This window comes from Pseudomonas sp. B15(2017) (assembly GCF_002113215.1).
Classification (GTDB): Bacteria; Pseudomonadota; Gammaproteobacteria; order Pseudomonadales; family Pseudomonadaceae; genus Aquipseudomonas.
Map to the genome: position 1 here is coordinate 348,078 of NZ_NEJZ01000003.1, position 16,987 is coordinate 365,064.

19 protein-coding genes are annotated in these 16,987 nt (G+C 61.6%); 9 read left to right on the forward strand and 10 right to left on the reverse strand.

Features of this window, described 5'->3' with window-relative positions; genetic code table 11:
* Positions 1-30: 30 nt before the first annotated feature.
* Positions 31-1,425 (reverse strand): NorM family multidrug efflux MATE transporter, encoded by a 1,395-nt coding sequence (locus CAF73_RS07085; protein ID WP_085702389.1) that lies wholly within the window; start codon positions 1,423-1,425, stop codon positions 31-33.
* A gap of 158 nt (positions 1,426-1,583) precedes the next feature.
* Between CAF73_RS07085 and CAF73_RS07090 the strand changes: the two genes are divergently transcribed.
* On the forward strand, positions 1,584-2,504 hold the full coding sequence (locus CAF73_RS07090; RefSeq protein ID WP_085685856.1) for a LysR substrate-binding domain-containing protein: 921 nt from the start codon (positions 1,584-1,586) through the stop codon (positions 2,502-2,504).
* Between the two features lie 184 nt (positions 2,505-2,688).
* The gene (locus tag CAF73_RS07095) at positions 2,689-4,665 is read left to right on the forward strand and encodes a methyl-accepting chemotaxis protein (protein WP_085696849.1); all 1,977 of its coding nucleotides are present in this window, start codon (positions 2,689-2,691) and stop codon (positions 4,663-4,665) included.
* A 105-nt stretch (positions 4,666-4,770) separates the two neighbouring features.
* Here CAF73_RS07095 and CAF73_RS07100 read toward each other — a convergent pair whose 3' ends face one another.
* Positions 4,771-6,264, reverse strand: a complete 1,494-nt coding sequence (locus tag CAF73_RS07100) for a YifB family Mg chelatase-like AAA ATPase (protein ID WP_085702332.1) — start codon at positions 6,262-6,264, stop codon at positions 4,771-4,773.
* A 495-nt stretch (positions 6,265-6,759) separates the two neighbouring features.
* Between CAF73_RS07100 and CAF73_RS07105 the strand changes: the two genes are divergently transcribed.
* On the forward strand, positions 6,760-7,029 hold the full coding sequence (locus CAF73_RS07105; RefSeq protein ID WP_085702333.1) for a HigA family addiction module antitoxin: 270 nt from the start codon (positions 6,760-6,762) through the stop codon (positions 7,027-7,029).
* On the opposite strand, the gene CAF73_RS07110 is transcribed toward CAF73_RS07105, so the two are convergent.
* Both CAF73_RS07110 and CAF73_RS07115 read right to left on the reverse strand, forming a co-directional pair.
* Positions 7,024-7,551, reverse strand: coding sequence for a Bro-N domain-containing protein (locus tag CAF73_RS07110; RefSeq protein WP_085696852.1), 528 nt, complete (start codon positions 7,549-7,551; stop codon positions 7,024-7,026). The genes CAF73_RS07105 and CAF73_RS07110 overlap by 6 nt on opposite strands.
* A 394-nt stretch (positions 7,552-7,945) precedes the next feature.
* Positions 7,946-8,206, reverse strand: a complete 261-nt coding sequence (locus CAF73_RS07115; RefSeq protein ID WP_011336527.1) for an accessory factor UbiK family protein — start codon at positions 8,204-8,206, stop codon at positions 7,946-7,948.
* A 398-nt stretch (positions 8,207-8,604) separates the two neighbouring features.
* Here CAF73_RS07115 and glnK point away from each other — a divergent pair, with 398 nt between their 5' ends.
* From glnK to sutA, 4 genes are all read left to right on the forward strand, one after another.
* Positions 8,605-8,943: a P-II family nitrogen regulator gene (gene glnK, locus CAF73_RS07120; protein ID WP_002555808.1), complete on the forward strand. Its 339-nt coding sequence runs from the start codon at positions 8,605-8,607 to the stop codon at positions 8,941-8,943.
* 37 nt (positions 8,944-8,980) lie between these two features.
* A complete protein-coding gene (locus CAF73_RS07125; RefSeq protein ID WP_007951904.1) occupies positions 8,981-10,318 on the forward strand; it encodes an ammonium transporter in 1,338 nt (445 codons plus the stop codon).
* A 214-nt stretch (positions 10,319-10,532) separates the two neighbouring features.
* Entirely contained in the window at positions 10,533-10,958 is a 426-nt protein-coding gene (locus tag CAF73_RS07130; protein WP_085696853.1) for a secondary thiamine-phosphate synthase enzyme YjbQ, read from the forward strand.
* A 102-nt stretch (positions 10,959-11,060) separates the two neighbouring features.
* Positions 11,061-11,387 (forward strand): transcriptional regulator SutA, encoded by a 327-nt coding sequence (sutA, locus tag CAF73_RS07135; protein WP_007951900.1) that lies wholly within the window; start codon positions 11,061-11,063, stop codon positions 11,385-11,387.
* A 65-nt stretch (positions 11,388-11,452) separates the two neighbouring features.
* Here sutA and CAF73_RS07140 read toward each other — a convergent pair whose 3' ends face one another.
* Genes CAF73_RS07140 through CAF73_RS07165 form a run of 6 tightly spaced genes read right to left on the reverse strand, consistent with a single transcriptional unit; the run spans position 11,453 to position 16,060 of the window.
* A complete protein-coding gene (locus CAF73_RS07140) occupies positions 11,453-12,157 on the reverse strand; it encodes an HAD family hydrolase (protein WP_085696854.1) in 705 nt (234 codons plus the stop codon).
* Complete coding sequence (gene xerC, locus CAF73_RS07145) at positions 12,154-13,053, reverse strand: tyrosine recombinase XerC (protein WP_085702334.1); 900 nt, start codon at positions 13,051-13,053, stop codon at positions 12,154-12,156. The genes CAF73_RS07140 and xerC overlap by 4 nt, the downstream gene beginning before the upstream one ends.
* Before the next feature lie 2 nt (positions 13,054-13,055).
* Positions 13,056-13,781: a DUF484 family protein gene (locus CAF73_RS07150; RefSeq protein WP_007951894.1), complete on the reverse strand. Its 726-nt coding sequence runs from the start codon at positions 13,779-13,781 to the stop codon at positions 13,056-13,058.
* A gap of 13 nt (positions 13,782-13,794) precedes the next feature.
* Positions 13,795-14,625, reverse strand: coding sequence for a diaminopimelate epimerase (dapF, locus tag CAF73_RS07155; protein WP_085696856.1), 831 nt, complete (start codon positions 14,623-14,625; stop codon positions 13,795-13,797).
* Positions 14,626-14,629: 4 nt separating this feature from the next.
* Entirely contained in the window at positions 14,630-15,877 is a 1,248-nt protein-coding gene (gene lysA, locus CAF73_RS07160) for a diaminopimelate decarboxylase (protein WP_085702335.1), read from the reverse strand.
* Positions 15,878-15,886: 9 nt separating this feature from the next.
* Positions 15,887-16,060: a lipoprotein gene (locus tag CAF73_RS07165; protein WP_085696945.1), complete on the reverse strand. Its 174-nt coding sequence runs from the start codon at positions 16,058-16,060 to the stop codon at positions 15,887-15,889.
* A gap of 239 nt (positions 16,061-16,299) precedes the next feature.
* On the opposite strand from CAF73_RS07165, the gene cyaY reads away from it, so the two are divergent.
* Together cyaY and CAF73_RS07180 are read left to right on the forward strand one after the other, a co-directional pair.
* On the forward strand, positions 16,300-16,632 hold the full coding sequence (gene cyaY, locus CAF73_RS07175; RefSeq protein ID WP_085696944.1) for an iron donor protein CyaY: 333 nt from the start codon (positions 16,300-16,302) through the stop codon (positions 16,630-16,632).
* Positions 16,633-16,636: 4 nt separating this feature from the next.
* Positions 16,637-16,861 carry a DUF1289 domain-containing protein gene (locus tag CAF73_RS07180; RefSeq protein ID WP_085696858.1) on the forward strand — a complete coding sequence of 75 codons (225 nt, stop codon included), beginning with the start codon at positions 16,637-16,639 and terminating at the stop codon, positions 16,859-16,861.
* The last annotated feature ends 126 nt before the right edge of the window (positions 16,862-16,987 follow it).

The following is a 16,987-nucleotide window of genomic DNA, read 5'->3' on the forward strand; positions in this document are numbered from 1 at the left end:
GTGGGAGCAAGCTTGCTCCCTCAGGGAAACTCACTCGGGCTGAGCGATCTTGAAGCCTTGAACTTGCGGCTCAAGGCGAATCATCCGCTTCATCTTCCATTCGAATGCCAGCGTCAGGCTCACTGCCGCGCAGGCCAGTCCCAGCGCCAGACCCCACCAAACGCCGGTCGGCCCCCAGTGCAGATGGAACGCCATCAGCCATGCCGACGGCGCGCCGATCAGCCAGTAGCAGCCGAGCCCGACCAGAAACGTGGTCTTGGCATCCTTGAGCCCGCGAATGCAGCCCATGGCGATCGTCTGTGTGCCGTCGAACAGCTCGAACCACGCCGCCACGGCCAGCAGGCTCACGGCCAGACGAATCACCTCGGCAAATGCCGGATCGTTATGGTCGAGGAACAAACCGACCAGCTGATTCGGCAGCAGCCAGAACACCATCGCAAACCCCAGCATCACCACTGCACCGAAGACGATACCGACCCGCCCGGACATCCGCGCATCGCTCAATTGCCCGGCGCCGTAATGCTGGCCGACGCGCATGGTGATCGCATACGACATCCCCGCCGGCACCATGAATGCCACCGAAACGATTTGTAGCGCAATCTGATGCGCCGCCAGTTGGGTGCTGCCCATGGTGCCCATGCACAGCGCCGCGAAGGCGAACAGCCCGACCTCTACCGCGTAGGTGCCGCCAATCGGCAGACCCAGGCGCCAGAGTTCTTTCAGGTACTGCCGGTTCGGCCGCGACAGGCCTTCACGCAGCGGGTAGGCGTTATAGGCCGGATGCCGGCGGATGTGCCAGGCCAGCGCCAGTGCCATGCAATTGGCAACAATTGCCGTGACCAGACCGATACCGGTCAGGCCCAGTTTCGGCAGGCCGAACATGCCAGTGATCAACGCGTAATTGAGCAGGAAGTTGGCCACGGTGCCGGCGAGGCTGATGACCATCACCGGTGTTGCCCGGCCGATGGCGCTGGTGAAACCGCGCAGGGCCATGAAACTCAGGTAGCCGGGCAGGGCGAAGGGCAGGGCGATCAGAAACTGCCCGGCGGCGTTGACGTTGGTCTCGGTCTGGCCGAACAGCAACAGCACCGGTTTCAGATTCCATAACAGCAACCCGGCACCGAGTGCCATCAGCCACGCCAGCCATAGCCCGGCCTGAGTCAGGCGGGCGGCGCCGATGATGTCGCCGGCGCCCTGACGAATCGCCACCAGGGTACCGACCGCCGCGATTACGCCGATGCAGAAAATCGACACGAACGAATAACTGGCTGCGCCCAGACCACCTCCGGCCAGCGCTTCGGGACTGAGGCGCGCCATCATCAGGGTGTCGGTCAGCACCATCAGCATGTGCGCCAACTGCGAAGCAATCAACGGCCCCGCCAGCCGCAGGATGGCCCAGAGTTCGGTACGCACAGGACGCTGCATGGTGTTCACATCCATATAAAAGAGGGAGCAGGAGACCGTCGATTCTCAGGGTTTGGTGCGGGTTGCACAAAGGGATAAAAAGGATGGGTGGCATGATTAAAACTCATCCTGCGACGATTCTGCTAAGTTGGCGCAATCCCGCCATTGGAGCGTTGTGCATGTCCCGTCGTCTTCCACCCTTGTATGCCCTGCGCGCATTCGAAGCGGCGGCCCGTCACAGTTCGTTCACGCGGGCCGCCGAAGAGTTGTCAATCACGCAAAGTGCGGTGAGCCGGCACATCCGCACACTCGAAGAGCATTTCGCCTGCCGCTTGTTCCATCGCAGCGGTCGCAATCTGCAACTGACCGAGTCGGCGCGCCTACTGCTGCCGGGTATCCGCGAGGGATTCGCCGCCCTGGAGCGAGCCTGCAATACCTTGCGCGCCGAAGATGACATCCTGCGCATGAAAGCTCCGTCGACCCTGACCATGCGCTGGTTGCTGGCGCGGCTCAGTCGCTTCCGCCATCTGCAGCCGGGCAACGAGGTACAACTGACCAGCGCCTGGATGGACGTGGATTCGGTGGACTTCAACAACGAGCCCTTCGATTGCGCAGTGTTGCTCAGTGACGGGCATTTCCCGCCGGACTGGGAAGCCAGCCTGCTGTTTCCAGAGGAACTGATTCCGGTCGGCGCGCCGAACCTGCTCAACGACCAGCCCTGGGACGTTGCACGGCTGGCCAGCGCCGAATTGCTGCACCCGACGCCGGATCGCCGGGACTGGCGCAGTTGGCTGGAACACATGGGGTTGTCGGATCAGGTGTCACTCAAGGGCGGGCAGGTGTTCGATACCCTGGAACTCGGGATGATTGCGGCGGCCCGGGGTTACGGTGTGTCCATGGGGGATTTGCTGATGGTGGCCGAGGATGTCGCGCAAGGACGCCTGAGTCTGCCGTGGCCGACGGCGGTCGCCAGCGGACTGAATTATTACCTGGTGTGGCCAAAAACCCGTCCGGGAGGTGAACGTTTGCGCCGCCTGAGCGACTTCCTGCAAGGCGAAGTCCGCGCCATGACGCTGCCGGCGGTCACACGCTTGAGCTGAAACGTTCGAGCCTGCACAATGCCGGCCTTTCGCCATAACCCTGCTATTCGCTCAAGTATTCGGTTTTACCGCCGAATACGTGCATGTGGAACCGTCGTGCCGGTATCCACGATTCACCCCCACTATTAGAAAAATTTCCGAGTCAGGATCAAGGAGGATCCCGTGGCTCGGCCAGGAGCTGTCCATGTCTCAACCTCGCGCTCGGATCGCCTCGCAGCTGGGCCTCGCGCTCGCCGTGATACTGGCGATTGTCATCAGCGGCAGTACGGTGTTCGCCCTGCGTTCGCTGGACACCGCCAACCTCGCCACTCGTGAAGAACACCTGGCCAGCGAGGCACGCCTGCTCGCCGATCAGTTGAGCACTTTCCACGGCACGCTGCGTGAAAGCACCCAGCGCCTGAGCGGATTGTTCGAGAAGCGCTTCAGCGCCGGCCTGAGCATTCATCCGGGCGAGCCGGTCAACGTCGCTGGCACCCAGACCCCAGGCCTGCATCTGGGCAGCGAAGTGCTGAACAACAACTTCAAGGAAGTCGACGAGTTCAAGCAGATGACGGCGGGTGTCGCCACGCTGTTCGTGCGCAGCGGCGAAGACTTCGTGCGGGTCAGCACCTCGCTGACCAAGCAGGATGGCAGTCGCGCCATCGGCACCTTGCTCGATCACGCTCACCCGGCCTACGCGAAGTTGATGGCGGGGCAGGGTTATGTTGGCCGCGCCTTGCTGTTCGATCGCTCCTACATGACTCAATACACCCCGGTGCGTGACAGCAGCGGCAAGGTGATTGCTGTGTTGTTCGTCGGCTTCGATTACACCGACGCGCAGAACGCCCAGTTCGAAAACCTCAAGCGCTTCCGCATCGGCCAGACCGGCTCGCTGGCACTGCTGGACGAAAAGAACCAATGGCTGGTGGCGCCGGCTGGCGTGCAGGCGCTGGATCAAGCGGTTCCTGTGATCAATGATCTGGCGAAAACGCCGGGTAAAGGTCGGTTCTGGAGCGACAAGTCCGAAGACTTCTACAGCATTGCCGTGCCGTTCGAAGGCGGCCCGTGGTCGGTGGTGGCGAGCATGCCGAAGGCCGAGATTCGCGCGGTGACCTGGAGCGTGGGTACCCAACTGGCCATCGGCAGTCTGCTGGCAATGTTGCTGGCGGTCGGCTCCGTGGTCTGGTTGCTGCGCAGCAAACTGGCGCCTTTGGGTGATCTGGTACGTCAGGCGGAAGCCCTGGGTGCCGGTGATCTGAGCGTGCGTCTGAGCGTGTCGAGCAATGACGAAATCGGCCAGTTGGCCCGCGCCTTCAACCAGATGAGCCAGGCACTGTCGACCATGGTCGAGCACATCCGCCGCGCCTCGGAAGAGGTCAACCGTCGGGCTCAAGCGCTGTCCGGCCTGTCTGGCGGCGCCTATGAAGGCATGGAGCAGCAGTCTGGCGAAATCACCAGCATGGCGGGTGCGGTTGAAGAGTTCTCCGCCACGTCGCTGAACATTGCCGACAACATGGGCAACACCCAGCGTCTGGCCCAGGAAAACGCTCAGCAGACCCAGATCGGTCGCACGTCGATGGAAGAAGCGTCGTCCTCGCTGGAGCAGATTGCCGGCGCACTGAACACCACGGCGACCGTGATCAACACGCTGGGTCAGCGCTCCCAGGAAATCGGCGGCATCGTCAGCGTGATCACCTCGATTGCCGAACAAACCAACCTGCTGGCACTCAACGCCGCCATCGAAGCGGCCCGTGCCGGTGAACAGGGTCGGGGTTTTGCCGTGGTGGCCGACGAAGTGCGCAATCTGGCGTCGCGCACTCGTCAGGCGACCGATGAAATCTCCGGCATGATCCATAGCATCCAGCAGGAAACCGGCAACGCCATCAGCACCATGGAACAAGGCAACGTGCTGATGCAGGAAGGCCTGTCGCGTAACGCCAACGTCGCATCGGCGCTGGCGCGGATCGATGAGCAGAGCCGTTCGGCAGGCCAGCAATTTGCCGCGATCACCACCGCGACCCAGGAACAGAGCAGCACCGCGACGCTGTTGAGCAGCAACCTGCAGAGCATCGCGATGGCCAACAGCGAGCAGCGCGAGGTGGTGTCCAACCTGGCAATCACCGCCAAGGAACTGGAAGGCCTGGCAGCCGACCTGCGCCAGGAGGTCGACCGCTTCCGTTGAGGCCTCTTTGAAGTAGCTATCGCGAGCAGGCTCGCTTCCCCAGGCTTCTTGTAGGACCTGTGAGAGCGAGCCTGCTCGCGTTTTGGCCCACCACCATCGCGGCATTTACTGAGTCGCCGGCCGGTATTGCAACGCTTCGGCCAGATGCTCGCGACTGATATCCGCGCATTTCTCCAGATCCGCCAATGTCCTCGCCACCTTGAGCAACCGGTGCGCCGAGCGCAACGACAAGATCAGTCTTTCGCACGCCGTCTCCAGCCAGGCTTCATCGGCTGTGGATAACTTGCAGTGCTTCTTCAGCCCCGGCAAATCGAGAAACGCATTGGCGCAGCCCTGGCGTTTTTGCTGACGCTCGCGGGCCTCGGCGACCAATGTGGCCGCGCTGGCGCTGTCTTCTCCCGGTTTCACGGCAGGGTTCAACGCTGTCGCCTCCCGCGCTACTGTCAGGTGCAAATCGATCCGGTCCAGCAACGGCCCCGACAGTTTGTTGCAATAGCGCTGCACCATGTCCGGTGTGCAGGAGCACTTGCCGCTTGGTTCGCCCAGATATCCACAGGGGCAGGGATTCATCGCCGCGACCAGTTGGAATCTCGCGGGAAACCGCACCCGTTCCTTGGCCCTTGCGATCACGATGCAGCCGGATTCCAGCGGTTCGCGCAGAACCTCCAGCACCTTGCGATCAAACTCGGGCAGCTCATCGAGAAACAGCACGCCGTGATGGGCGAGGGTGATTTCGCCGGGTTGCGGTTTTGAGCTGCCACCGACCAGTGCCGGCCCGGAGGCCGAGTGATGCGGCTGGCGAAACGGGCGCTGCGGCCAATGGGTCAGCGGCGCTCCACTGGCGACGGATTGAATCGCCGCCACCTCCAGCGCTTCACTCTCGGCCAGCGGTGGCAGCAACCCCGGCAATCGACTGGCCAGCAACGTCTTGCCCGTCCCGGGTGGCCCGCTGAACAGCAGGTTGTGTGCGCCAGCGGCGGCAATCAGCAGCGCCCGTTTGGCGGCCAGTTGGCCCTGTACTTCATTCAGGTCGGGATAGGGTTTGGCGGCATGGATCAGCCCGTCCGAGACATAGGGTTCGACCGGTGTATGTCCATTGAAATGCGCCACGGCCTCCAGCAGATGATCCACCGCAATCACCCTCAGTCCCGAAGCCAGACAAGCCTCCTCGGCATTCGCCCGTGGCACCACCAGCGTCCGCCCGGCCTTGCGCGCTGCCAGCGCCGCAGGCAACACCCCGCGCACCGCCCGCACAGCGCCGGATAACGCCAGCTCACCCAGACATTCCACGTCATCAAGCGTCAACGTCGGCACCTGCACGCTCGCCGACAGAATCCCCAGCGCAATCGCCAGATCGAACCGCCCGCCATCCTTGGGCAGATCCGCCGGCGCCAGATTCAGAGTGATCCGCCGCGCCGGAAACTGCAGCCCGGAATTGATGATCGCACTGCGCACCCGATCCTTGCTTTCCTTCACCGCCGCTTCGGGCAGGCCGACCATGGTCAGCGAGGGCAAGCCGTTGGCCAGGTGGACTTCGACGGTGACAGCGGGAGCATCCACGCCAATCTGGGCGCGACTGTGGACGATGGCGAGGGACATGGTCGTTCCTTGTGTTGAATCGGGGCCGCTTCCTGCGGGTTTTTTAAGGGTAGTTGAGCGGGGTTCTAGCGTTTGAGTAGAGGTTTACAAGACGTATCAGAAAGCGGTTGTGCGGGCCTATGCATTCATCTTCTGCCTGCTAACAGACCACTTGGCTCAAGCTCAGGTCCGCACGTAACGGCAACTTCAATAAACCTCCGTTGATTGGCTGACAAATTTCCAGCCAGTCGAAGTGCTTCGAGGTGTAGTTCAACAACCTGAAGTAGCTTTGTCTTTCTCTTTTTATCCTTCACAGAGACCTCCTTCCTGATGGGTGCATTTTCGTTTGCCAATGTAATGACAGGTGTAAGGACTGCATAACCAGGCGTAGACGCCGATTTTTGTAGGGGCATGCCCTAATAGTTGTAGGACGCTAGTGAAAGCGACTCGACGGTCTTGTATTGCAAAGTCGGGTGCTCCAGTTTGGCCGCTCAATGCAGCCTCTGGAGGCGAAAAATGAACCGCAATGGTATGCGCTCGATTCATCCCGGCGAGGTTCTGAATAAGGAGTTCATGGAGCCGTTGGGCATGACGGTCACGGACTTGGCCATGCCCACGAACTGGCCTGAAACCGAGATCGAGAAGCTTGTGAAATGCCAGCTCAGGATCTGCGCCGATCTGGCAATCAGACTGGCAATTCACCTCAACACCCCGCCTGAGTTCTGGATGAGTCTTCAGTCGACTTACGATTTACGCAGGGCCCAGCTCCGGCATGCGGGCCTATAGCGATTGCAGCATCCGCGAAGCCCTCTTCCACCAAGTGCCCGGTTCTGGGCGCTTTAGCATTTCCCGTTCTACCACCATCAACGGCACATCCTGCAACCGAATCCACGGCTGGTTATTCCAGTGCAGCAAACTCAACGACATCTCGGGCCAATTCAGCAGGCTTAGCTGTGGGCGTTCGCTTGTGGTGGGGTGCTGGGCGTCGCGCAGGGTGGGGATGACTTGATGGGTGAGCCATTCGCGCAGGGCACGGTATTCGGGGCAGTAGTGGTAGACGAGGAGGGCGTAGATGCCGGATTCGCTGATCAGGAGGGTGTTTTCGATCTGATTGTGGATCAGGGTTTTGCGGGTTTGGTATTGGTCGGGGTCGAGTTTTCGCAGCATGCGTTCGTTGAGGTAAATGTGCAGCAGGCGGCCCAGGTCGCGGGCGGAGAACCAGGGTTGGTTCTGGATGAGCAGGGCGTGGAGGGGGAGTTTGTGGCGAGTGAAAACCTGAGGAGTGAGATACGTCTCTTCGTTATTCATTGAACAGCTCCTTTTGCTTTAGGGCTGCCCTCAATTGTCGCCAAACAATTGGGTGGCAGTCGTACGCGGGTTGGCGAACCGGAGCAAAAGGAACCCGGCAGACCCGAAGGTCTCCCACGCACAACCGCCATGACTCGATGTGGCGGTAAACACAGCCGCCATCATGGTTGTCGTGCGCCTTAAGCTTTCCGGGTCGCCAAACCCAGTGCTGAACATTCAGCATTGGGTGAGCTTAGGAATCAGGGCTTCACGACGCAATCGGATGGCGGGGTTGCAAACTGTAGGATTCTGCCGAGAGTCGATAGCGAATCCTGAATCGCAGAAAGGTCGTTCCGACCTTCATTCGCGGGCAAGCCCGCTCCCACAGGGGCCGCTTTCACAAAGACACGAGGTGTTACTCAGCCGGCGGCGTCAGCTTCGCTTCCAATTCAGCCACCTTCGCCTCAAGGCTTTCGAGCCGGGCGCGAGTGCGCGCCAGCACCACCATCTGACTGTCAAACTCTTCGCGGCTCACCAGGTCCAGTTTGCTGAAGGCACTTTGCAGCAGCATCTTGAACTGGCTTTCGATTTCGGCTTTTGGCAAGGGCGTATCGCCGCTGAACAGGCGGGAGGCGGTGCCGCTCAGGGCGTCGAGGAAGTCTTTGGGCGCGAGCATGGGATATGTCCTGGAAACAATGGCCGGCAGTGTATCACGCAGTGTCTATAGTCATTGACGCAGGCACGGATGCACGCTTTTCGCGCAACTGGATGCACGGCCGCGCACCGTTGTTGTGCGTATCCCGAGTGCCATTTGGGTGATGGCATCTGCGACAGCGGCCAAGGGATTGAAATCAGGGGTTTTTGGCGAGATGGCAAGCTTTCTGCTTAGTCACCTTCGACCCATGCACTGATGCAGTCGCTGTGACGAATGCAGTGCGGCAGACGGAGCGGGGAGTTTCGTCTGGAGCGGTTAGCTGGCGTCGACAACGAAGCGTTACAAAGCCAGGCACTGCGCTTAGACTTGAGTCGGGTTTGTTTTCCTGGGGCAAGTCCACCAATTCGGGAGAGAGTTTCATGAAGCTAGTCACTGCCATCATCAAGCCGTTCAAGTTGGACGACGTGCGCGAGTCGCTGTCCGAAATCGGCGTGCAGGGCATTACCGTTACTGAAGTCAAAGGCTTCGGTCGGCAGAAGGGTCACACCGAGCTGTATCGCGGCGCGGAGTATGTGGTCGATTTTCTGCCCAAGGTGAAAATCGACGTTGCCATCGACGACAAGGATCTGGATCGGGTTATCGAGGCGATAACCAAGGCTGCCAACACCGGCAAGATCGGTGACGGCAAGATCTTCGTGGTCAATCTGGAACAGGCGATCCGCATCCGTACCGGCGAAACCGATACCGACGCGATCTAAACGCCGCCACAAACCCAACGCCCCAGGAGAAAACAATATGACTCTGCGTAAATTCGCAGGGCTAGGAGCCCTGTTGTCTATCGTAATGCCCGGCCTGGCCATGGCGGCAGACGAAGTGGCAGCTCCAGTCCTGAACTCCGGCGACACCGCCTGGATGCTCACCTCCACAGCCCTCGTACTGTTCATGACCATTCCCGGCCTCGCGCTGTTCTACGGCGGTATGGTCCGGTCGAAAAACATTCTTTCCGTGATGATGCAGTGCTTCGCCATTACCGGCCTGATCAGCGTCCTGTGGGTCATTTATGGCTACAGCATCGCGTTCGACACCACCGGCATGGAGCAAGGCGTCGTCAACTTCAACTCGTTCGTGGGTGGATTCGGCAAGGCGTTCCTGGCCGGTGTCACGCCAGCGAGCCTGACCGGCCCGGCGGCGCTGTTCCCCGAGGCGGTCTTCATCACCTTCCAGATGACCTTCGCGATCATCACCCCGGCGCTGATCGTCGGTGCGTTCGCCGAGCGGATGAAGTTCTCCGCGATGCTGATCTTCATGGGCATCTGGTTCACCCTGGTCTATGCACCGATCGCGCACATGGTCTGGTCCGGCAACGGCGGCCTGATGTGGGACTGGGGCGTACTCGACTTTGCCGGTGGCACCGTGGTGCACATCAACGCCGGTGTGGCCGGTCTGATTGCCTGCCTGGTACTGGGTAAACGCAAAGGCTTCCCGACCACCCCGATGGCGCCACACAATCTGGGTTACACCCTGATGGGCGCGGCGATGCTGTGGGTTGGCTGGTTCGGCTTCAACGCCGGTTCCGCCGCAGCCGCCAACGGCACCGCCGGCATGGCGATGCTGGTGACTCAGATCGCGACCGCCGCTGCCGCACTGGGCTGGATGTTCGCTGAGTGGATCACCCACGGCAAACCAAGCGCACTGGGTATCGCATCCGGTGTGGTTGCAGGCCTGGTTGCGATCACTCCGGCCGCTGGCACCGTGGGCCCGATGGGCGCACTGGTGATCGGTCTGGCAGCGGGCGTGGTGTGCTTCTTCTGCGCCACCACCCTGAAACGCAAACTCGGTTATGACGACTCCCTGGATGCCTTCGGCGTGCACGGTATCGGCGGTATCCTCGGCGCGATCCTCACCGGTGTGTTCGCCGCTCCGTCGCTGGGTGGCTTCGGCACCGTCACCGACATCGCCGCACAAGTCTGGATTCAGTGCAAAGGCGTCGGCTTCACCGTGATCTACACCGCGATCGTGACCTTCATCATCCTCAAGGTGCTGGATGCCGTGATGGGTCTGCGCGTGACCGAGGAAGAAGAATCGGTCGGCCTGGATCTGGCACAACACAACGAGCGCGGCTACAACCTGTAAGCACGCGCCGCAAAAACTTGCCCGGCTTGCCGGGCATTTTTTTGTCTGGAATTTGTCTTCCCTGATATAGCTGAAAGGATTTTTCGTACGGCTTTGGTCGTGTTTACGACGAGTGTTTTTCTGCGGCCAAAGGCTTACATCATTGAAGGAACATCAGGGCCTTTGTTTTTTTCCAGAGCGCGCTAGAATGCGCCCCGAACGTGCGGAGAACTGTATGTGGCAACAGACTCTGATAACCCTGCGGGCGCGGCCCCGGGGCTTTCATCTGGTGACGGACGAGTTGCTCGCCGGCCTGCCCGAACTCAAGGCATGCCGGGTCGGTCTGTTGCATTTGTGGCTGCAGCATACCTCGGCGTCGTTGACCATCAACGAGAACGCCGATCCGGCGGTACGTCGCGACTTCGAACGATTTTTCAATCGTCTGATCCCACAAGGAGCAGACGGCTATGAGCATAACGACGAAGGCCTGGACGACCTCCCGGCGCACTTCAAGGCCAGCGTGCTGGGCTGTCAGATCAGTTTGCCGATAACGGCGGGCCGACTGGCACTGGGCACCTGGCAAGGCGTTTACCTGGGCGAGCACCGTGATCATGGCGGTGCCCGTAAAGTCCTCGCCACCTTGCACGGTGAAGAGGCATAAACCGTTGGTCACCAATGGTTACCGATTTTTTTCCGGCGACTTTCGACAGTCGCTAAAGCTGGTCTATAACTAATCTGCTTTTCGCAAGTCATGAGGTAGAACATGAGCGACGATGATCTGGAAAACGACGACCTCGAAGTAGGCGACGAAGACGAGGCCGAAGACGGTCTGGAAGCAGCAGCGGAAGACGTTGCTGAAGACGATGGCGGTGACGATACGCCGGCCCCGGCTGCCAAAGGCAAGGCCAAGGCTGCGGTATCGGTCGACGAGTTGCCGAGCATCGAAGCCAAGAACAAGGAGCGCGATGCCCTGGCCAAGGCCATGGAAGAGTTCCTTGCGCGCGGTGGCAAGGTTCAGGAAGTGGAGGCCAACGTGGTCGCCGATCCGCCCAAGAAGCCGGACAACAAGTACGGCAGCCGCCCTATCTGAGGCGTGCCGCTTGCTTGCTGAAAAAGCCCGCCGTCGCTGCGGGCTTTTTCATGGGCGAAAGAAATCTAGCGGCGGCTGTTCCAGCGGGCGAGCACCGCGGGCAGATCGGTCAGGCTGCGAATCTCGGCATCCGGCAGGCGTTCCGCTTCCCAGACCTTGCCGGCCGGGTTGAACCAGATCGCTCGCAGACCGGCCTGCTGCGCCCCGGCGATGTCATCCCCGGGATGATCGCCGATATGCACGGCGGCTTCGGCGCTCACGCCACCGCGTTGCAACGCTTCGTGGAAGAGTCGCGCATCCGGCTTGGCGATGCCGATGTCTTCGGCGCACAACGCGAACTTGAAGTAGTCCGCCAGCCCGAGACGACGTACATCGGCGTTGCCGTTGGTGACCACGCCGAGGGCGTAGTGCTTGGCGAGGGTTTCCAGGATCGGCTCGACCTCCGGGAACACCTCGATCTGGTGCCGCGCATGCAGAAACACTTCAAAACTCTTGTCTGCCAGTTCCGACGCTTCGCCGTGGGCGTACCCGGCTTCCTCCAGCGCATGGAACAGCACTCGCCGGCGCAGCGCGCTGATGCGGTGCTTGAGTCCCGGTTCGTTGGCCAGCACCCGCTCGCGGATCGACCAAAGATGCTCCACCGGCACCGCGCCCAGATTCGGCGCATGTTCGCTCAGCCATTCGCGCAAAACCGCTTCGGCGCTGACGATCACCGGGGCGGTATCCCACAGGGTGTCGTCGAGGTCGAAGGTGATCAACTGGATACTCATGAATCGTCGCCTTTCATGCGTTTGGCCCGTGGATGGGCGCTGTCGTAGACCGCCGCCAGATGCTGGAAGTCCAGGTGGGTATAGATCTGGGTGGTCTTGATGTCCGAGTGGCCGAGCAGTTCCTGCACCGCGCGCAGGTCCTGGGAGGATTCGAGCAGGTGGCTGGCGAAGGAGTGCCGCAGCATGTGCGGGTGCAGGTTCTGTCCCAGTTCGCGCTCGCCCGCCAGTTTGACCCGCACCTGAATCGCGCGCGGGCCGAGACGTCGGCCTTGCTGGCTGACAAACACGGCATCGTCCGCCGGATTGGTCAGCGCCCGCAAAGGCAGCCATTGTTCCAGCGCTTCCCGGGCCTTTTTGCCGACCGGCAACAGGCGCGTCTTGCTGCCCTTGCCCAGCACCTGAACCATGCCGTCGGCCAGATCGAGCTGATCGAGATTGAGCCCGGTCAGCTCCGACAGGCGCAGGCCGGAGGAATAGAACAACTCCAGAATCGCCTGATCGCGCCGCGCGAGAAAATCGTCCTCCACAGCACCTTCAAGCAGTTGCAGGGCGCGGTCAGTGTCGAGGGTTTTCGGCAGGCGGCGCTCGCCTTTGGGCGGTGCCAGGCCGGTGGCCGGATCGTGATCGCAGAGGCCTTCGCGGTTCAGATAGTGATAGAGCCCGCGCACCGCCGAGAGCAGGCGCGCCAGGCTGCGCGAGGACTGGCCCTGGGCATGCAGGCGGGCGATCAGACTGCGCAAACGCTGGATATCCAGTGCCTGCCAGCTGCCGATGTTCTGTTTGTTGCACCAGTCGAGGACTTTATCGAGATCGCGGCGGTAGGCTGACAGCGTGTGCGGCGACACCTGCCGCTCACTGCGCAGGTGTTCGCAGTAAGCGTCCAGTTGTCGTTCCATGCTCAGCGTACCGAGCGCAGGGAGCTGTTGACCCGTGGCAGCACGCGACCCATGACTTCGGCGATGTAGCTGAGGAACAGCGTGCCGACCGAGCTCTTGTAGTGCTGCGGATCACGGCTGGCGATAGCCAGAATCCCGTGGATGCCTTGATGGCTGACGGCGACTACGGCGGTGGAGCCGATCTGCTTGCGTTGCTCTTCGCCGAACAGGAAGTCCAGCTCGTGTTCACGCAGGCTGCCGCTGACGCTCTTGCCTTCGGTAAGCAGGCCGCCGATGGCGGTTTGCGCATCGGCGTGGGTCACCCAGCGACCGACCGGGGCCGGGTTGTCGCCGAGCAGGATCAGGCTGACAAAGGGCACCTGGAAATCCTGGCGCAGGCTGTCTTCGACGCTGATCACCACGTCTTCCAGAGTGGCAGCGTCCATCAGGGCGAGGATCAGGCGACGGGTCTTGTCGAACAGGCGATCGTTGTCCCGGGCGACGTCCATCAGGTGCGAGAGGCGATGACGCATCTCGATGTTGCGGTCGCGCAGAATGGCCATCTGACGCTCCACCAGCGAGACGGTATCGCCGCGTTGATGGGGGATGCGCAGGGACGGCAGCAGTTCTTCATGCTCGACGAAGAAGTCCGGATGAGCCTCCAGGTACGCGGCAACCGCTGCCGCCTCCAGGCTCTCGGACGCTGATTCACCGGATTGTCGGGCGGGTACCTGAGGCTTATCGGTCATGGCTTCTGCTCACTCAAAGACGCACTTGTCCTTCGTATACGCGCACTGCCGGGCCGGTCATCAACACCGGTTGGCCGGGGCCTGCCCATTCAATGGACAGACGCCCGCCCGGCAGGTCGATCAGCAGTGGCGAATCCATCCACCCCTGACTGATCGCCGCTACAGCAGCAGCGCAGGCACCGGTGCCGCAGGCCTGGGTTTCCCCGGCGCCGCGTTCCCACACGCGCAGTTGCGCGCGATGGCGATCGATGACCTGGAGAAAACCGACGTTGACCCGTGCCGGGAAGCGCGGATGGTGTTCGATTTTCGGCCCCAGTTCATGCACCGGTGCAGTGTTGATATCGCTGACCCGCAGCACCGCATGGGGGTTGCCCATGGACACCGCCGCCAGATCGACCGGCGTACCGTCGACATCGACCTGATAGCTCAGGGCCTGCTCCGGCGCCTGGAACGGAATGTCCGCCGGCACCAGACGCGGGGCGCCCATGTTCACGCCGATCTGGCCGTCGTTACGCACGTCCAGTTCAATGATGCCGCCCTTGGTCTCGACGCGGATCTTCCGTTTGGCGGTCAGGCGCTTGTCGAGCACGAAGCGGGCGAAGCAGCGCGCACCGTTGCCGCACTGCTCCACTTCGGAGCCGTCGGAATTGAAGATCCGGTAGCGGAAATCCACGTCCGGATTGCTCGGCGCCTCGACGATCAGCAACTGGTCGAAACCGATGCCGGTGTGCCGGTCGCCCCACATTTTTGCGTGCTTGGGCTGAATGTGCGCGTGCTGGCTGACCAGGTCGAGGACCATGAAGTCGTTGCCCAGGCCGTGCATCTTGGTAAAACGCAGCAGCATGGGGTTACTCCGGCAGCAGGCTTTCGCCGGCAAACAGCTCGGCCACGGTCTCGCGGCGACGCACTTCAAAAGCCTGATCGCCATCCACCAGCACTTCAGCGGCACGGCCGCGAGTGTTGTAGTTGGAGCTCATCACGAAACCGTAGGCACCGGCCGAATGCACGGCCAGCAGATCGCCTTCTTCCAGCGCCAGTTCACGTTCCTTGGCGAGGAAATCGCCGGTTTCACAGATCGGGCCGACGACGTCGTAGGTACGCGCAGCGGTCTCGCGTGGCTTGACCGGGGTCACGTCCATCCAGGCCTGGTACAGCGCCGGGCGGATCAGGTCGTTCATGGCCGCGTCAACGATGGCGAAGTCTTTGTGCTCGGTGTGCTTGAGGTACTCGACCTGGGTCAGCAGCACGCCGGCGTTGGCGACGATGAAGCGGCCCGGTTCGAACACCAGTGCCAGGTCGCGACCGACCAGACGCTCGCGCACGGCCTTGATGTAATCGGCGGCCAATGGCGGCTCTTCATCGCGATAACGCACACCCAGGCCGCCACCGAGATCGATGTGGCGCAGGTGGATGCCGCAATCGCCGAGGCGATCGACCAGATCCAGCAGGCGGTCGAGGGCATCGAGGAACGGTGGCAGGGAGGTCAGTTGCGAACCGATGTGGCAGTCAACGCCGACCACTTCCAGGTTCGGCAGGTGCGCGGCACGCACGTACACGTCTTCGGCGTCAGCGATGGCGATGCCGAACTTGTTCTCTTTGAGACCGGTGGAAATGTACGGGTGGGTGCCGGCATCGACGTCCGGGTTGACGCGCAGCGAGATCGGCGCGCGAACGCCCAGCTCGGCGGCGACCAGCTGCAGGCGCTCGAGCTCGTCGGTGGATTCGACGTTGAAGCAATGCACGCCGACTTCCAGCGCGCGGCGCATGTCGTCACGGGTCTTGCCGACGCCGGAGAACACGATCTTGTCCGGGCTGCCGCCGGCGGCCAGTACGCGTTCCAGTTCGCCACGGGAGACGATGTCGAAGCCGGCGCCAATGCGGGCCAGGACATTCAGGACACCGAGGTTGGAGTTGGCCTTGACCGCGAAGCAGACCAGGTGCGGCATGCCGGCCAGCGCATCGGCGTAGGCCAGGTACTGGGCCTCGATATGGGCGCGGGAGTAGACGTAGGTCGGTGTGCCGAAGCGATCGGCGATGGCGGACAGCGCCACACCTTCCGCGAACAGTTCCCCGCCACGGTAGTTAAAAGCGTCCATGGCGATCCCTTAGTAAACGTCGTGCTTGTGTGCCTTGGAGACAGGCTGCTTTTGCGAAGACTGGGCTTGCTCGGCCGGGTCCTGATCTTCATCGGGCAGGTACAGCGGGCCTTTCTGACCGCAAGCCGAAACGAGGCAGGCAACCGCGACGATCGCAGCGATGGAAGAGATCAGGCGCTTCATGGCGAAATCCTTGAATATGCGTTAATTGCGCCGGAGTATACCGGCCACCCGGCAGCTTGCCTATGCGACGGAACTCCCGTCCGGCGGGGCTCGGGCTGCGGCGCGGAAACTTTTCCCGCGTGGCGGGTGGATATTTCGTCGCCGGGCAGGGCGCTTGGTCGTTATCCTTTGCAATCGGCCGGCAGCGTCCGTATCTTGCGGCGCTTGAGCCTGATCAGACATTTTTTGAGGTTGCCGCAATGAGTTTGTCCGAAGCCCGTTTCCACGATCTGGTCGATGAAACCCAGGAAAAACTGGAAGACATCTTCGACGACAGCGACATGGACATCGACATGGAGAACTCGGCCGGTGTGCTGACCGTCAAGTTCGAGAACGGCACCCAGCTGATCTTCAGTCGTCAGGAACCGTTGCGTCAGCTGTGGCTGGCCGCGGTGTCCGGTGGTTTCCACTTCGACTACGACGAAGAAAGCGAACGCTGGATGTGCGACAAGAGCGAAGAGCAGCTGGGCGAAATGCTGGAGCGCATCGTCAAGCAGCAGGCCGGCACCGAATTCGATTTCGAAGGCCTGTGATTTCGTGACTGATACCGCGCCCGTCCGTCCGCCGAAGCCGCTCTACAGCAACGTCAGCCCGGCCGTGCCATCGCCGTGCACCGGCGTCTGTCGGCTGGATGAGCAGAAGGTCTGCCGCGGCTGCATGCGCCATGTCGAAGACATCCGCGAGTGGCGTTCGGCCGATGACGAGCGCCGTCGCGTGATTTGTGCGCAGGCGGCTCAGCGCCGGCAGCTCGCCGGAGCGTAGCTTGTATATTTTTTGAGCTGTGATAGTGTCCGGAAACGCCTCAACCCATCGAGGCCTGGTGAGAACCCCGTCTTTTTTGGCGGGGTTTTGCTTTTTTTGTGTGCAGAAGAAAGGAGTCTGCCCGGA

Bases quoted from the DNA above. Each gene is read 5' to 3' on its own strand.
- sutA (WP_007951900.1), top strand. From the start codon at position 11,061: ATGAGCGACGATGATCTGGAAAACGACGACCTCGAAGTAGGCGACGAA.
- CAF73_RS07105 (WP_085702333.1), top strand. From the start codon at position 6,760: ATGAACCGCAATGGTATGCGCTCGATTCATCCCGGCGAGGTTCTGAAT.
- CAF73_RS07125 (WP_007951904.1), top strand. From the start codon at position 8,981: ATGACTCTGCGTAAATTCGCAGGGCTAGGAGCCCTGTTGTCTATCGTA.
- CAF73_RS07085 (WP_085702389.1), bottom strand. From the start codon at position 1,425: ATGCAGCGTCCTGTGCGTACCGAACTCTGGGCCATCCTGCGGCTGGCG.
- CAF73_RS07100 (WP_085702332.1), bottom strand. From the start codon at position 6,264: ATGTCCCTCGCCATCGTCCACAGTCGCGCCCAGATTGGCGTGGATGCT.
- CAF73_RS07090 (WP_085685856.1), top strand. From the start codon at position 1,584: ATGTCCCGTCGTCTTCCACCCTTGTATGCCCTGCGCGCATTCGAAGCG.
- lysA (WP_085702335.1), bottom strand. From the start codon at position 15,877: ATGGACGCTTTTAACTACCGTGGCGGGGAACTGTTCGCGGAAGGTGTG.
- cyaY (WP_085696944.1), top strand. From the start codon at position 16,300: ATGAGTTTGTCCGAAGCCCGTTTCCACGATCTGGTCGATGAAACCCAG.
- CAF73_RS07115 (WP_011336527.1), bottom strand. From the start codon at position 8,206: ATGCTCGCGCCCAAAGACTTCCTCGACGCCCTGAGCGGCACCGCCTCC.
- CAF73_RS07095 (WP_085696849.1), top strand. From the start codon at position 2,689: ATGTCTCAACCTCGCGCTCGGATCGCCTCGCAGCTGGGCCTCGCGCTC.
- CAF73_RS07150 (WP_007951894.1), bottom strand. From the start codon at position 13,781: ATGACCGATAAGCCTCAGGTACCCGCCCGACAATCCGGTGAATCAGCG.
- glnK (WP_002555808.1), top strand. From the start codon at position 8,605: ATGAAGCTAGTCACTGCCATCATCAAGCCGTTCAAGTTGGACGACGTG.
- CAF73_RS07130 (WP_085696853.1), top strand. From the start codon at position 10,533: ATGTGGCAACAGACTCTGATAACCCTGCGGGCGCGGCCCCGGGGCTTT.
- CAF73_RS07140 (WP_085696854.1), bottom strand. From the start codon at position 12,157: ATGAGTATCCAGTTGATCACCTTCGACCTCGACGACACCCTGTGGGAT.
- dapF (WP_085696856.1), bottom strand. From the start codon at position 14,625: ATGCTGCTGCGTTTTACCAAGATGCACGGCCTGGGCAACGACTTCATG.
- CAF73_RS07110 (WP_085696852.1), bottom strand. From the start codon at position 7,551: ATGAATAACGAAGAGACGTATCTCACTCCTCAGGTTTTCACTCGCCAC.
- CAF73_RS07165 (WP_085696945.1), bottom strand. From the start codon at position 16,060: ATGAAGCGCCTGATCTCTTCCATCGCTGCGATCGTCGCGGTTGCCTGC.
- xerC (WP_085702334.1), bottom strand. From the start codon at position 13,053: ATGGAACGACAACTGGACGCTTACTGCGAACACCTGCGCAGTGAGCGG.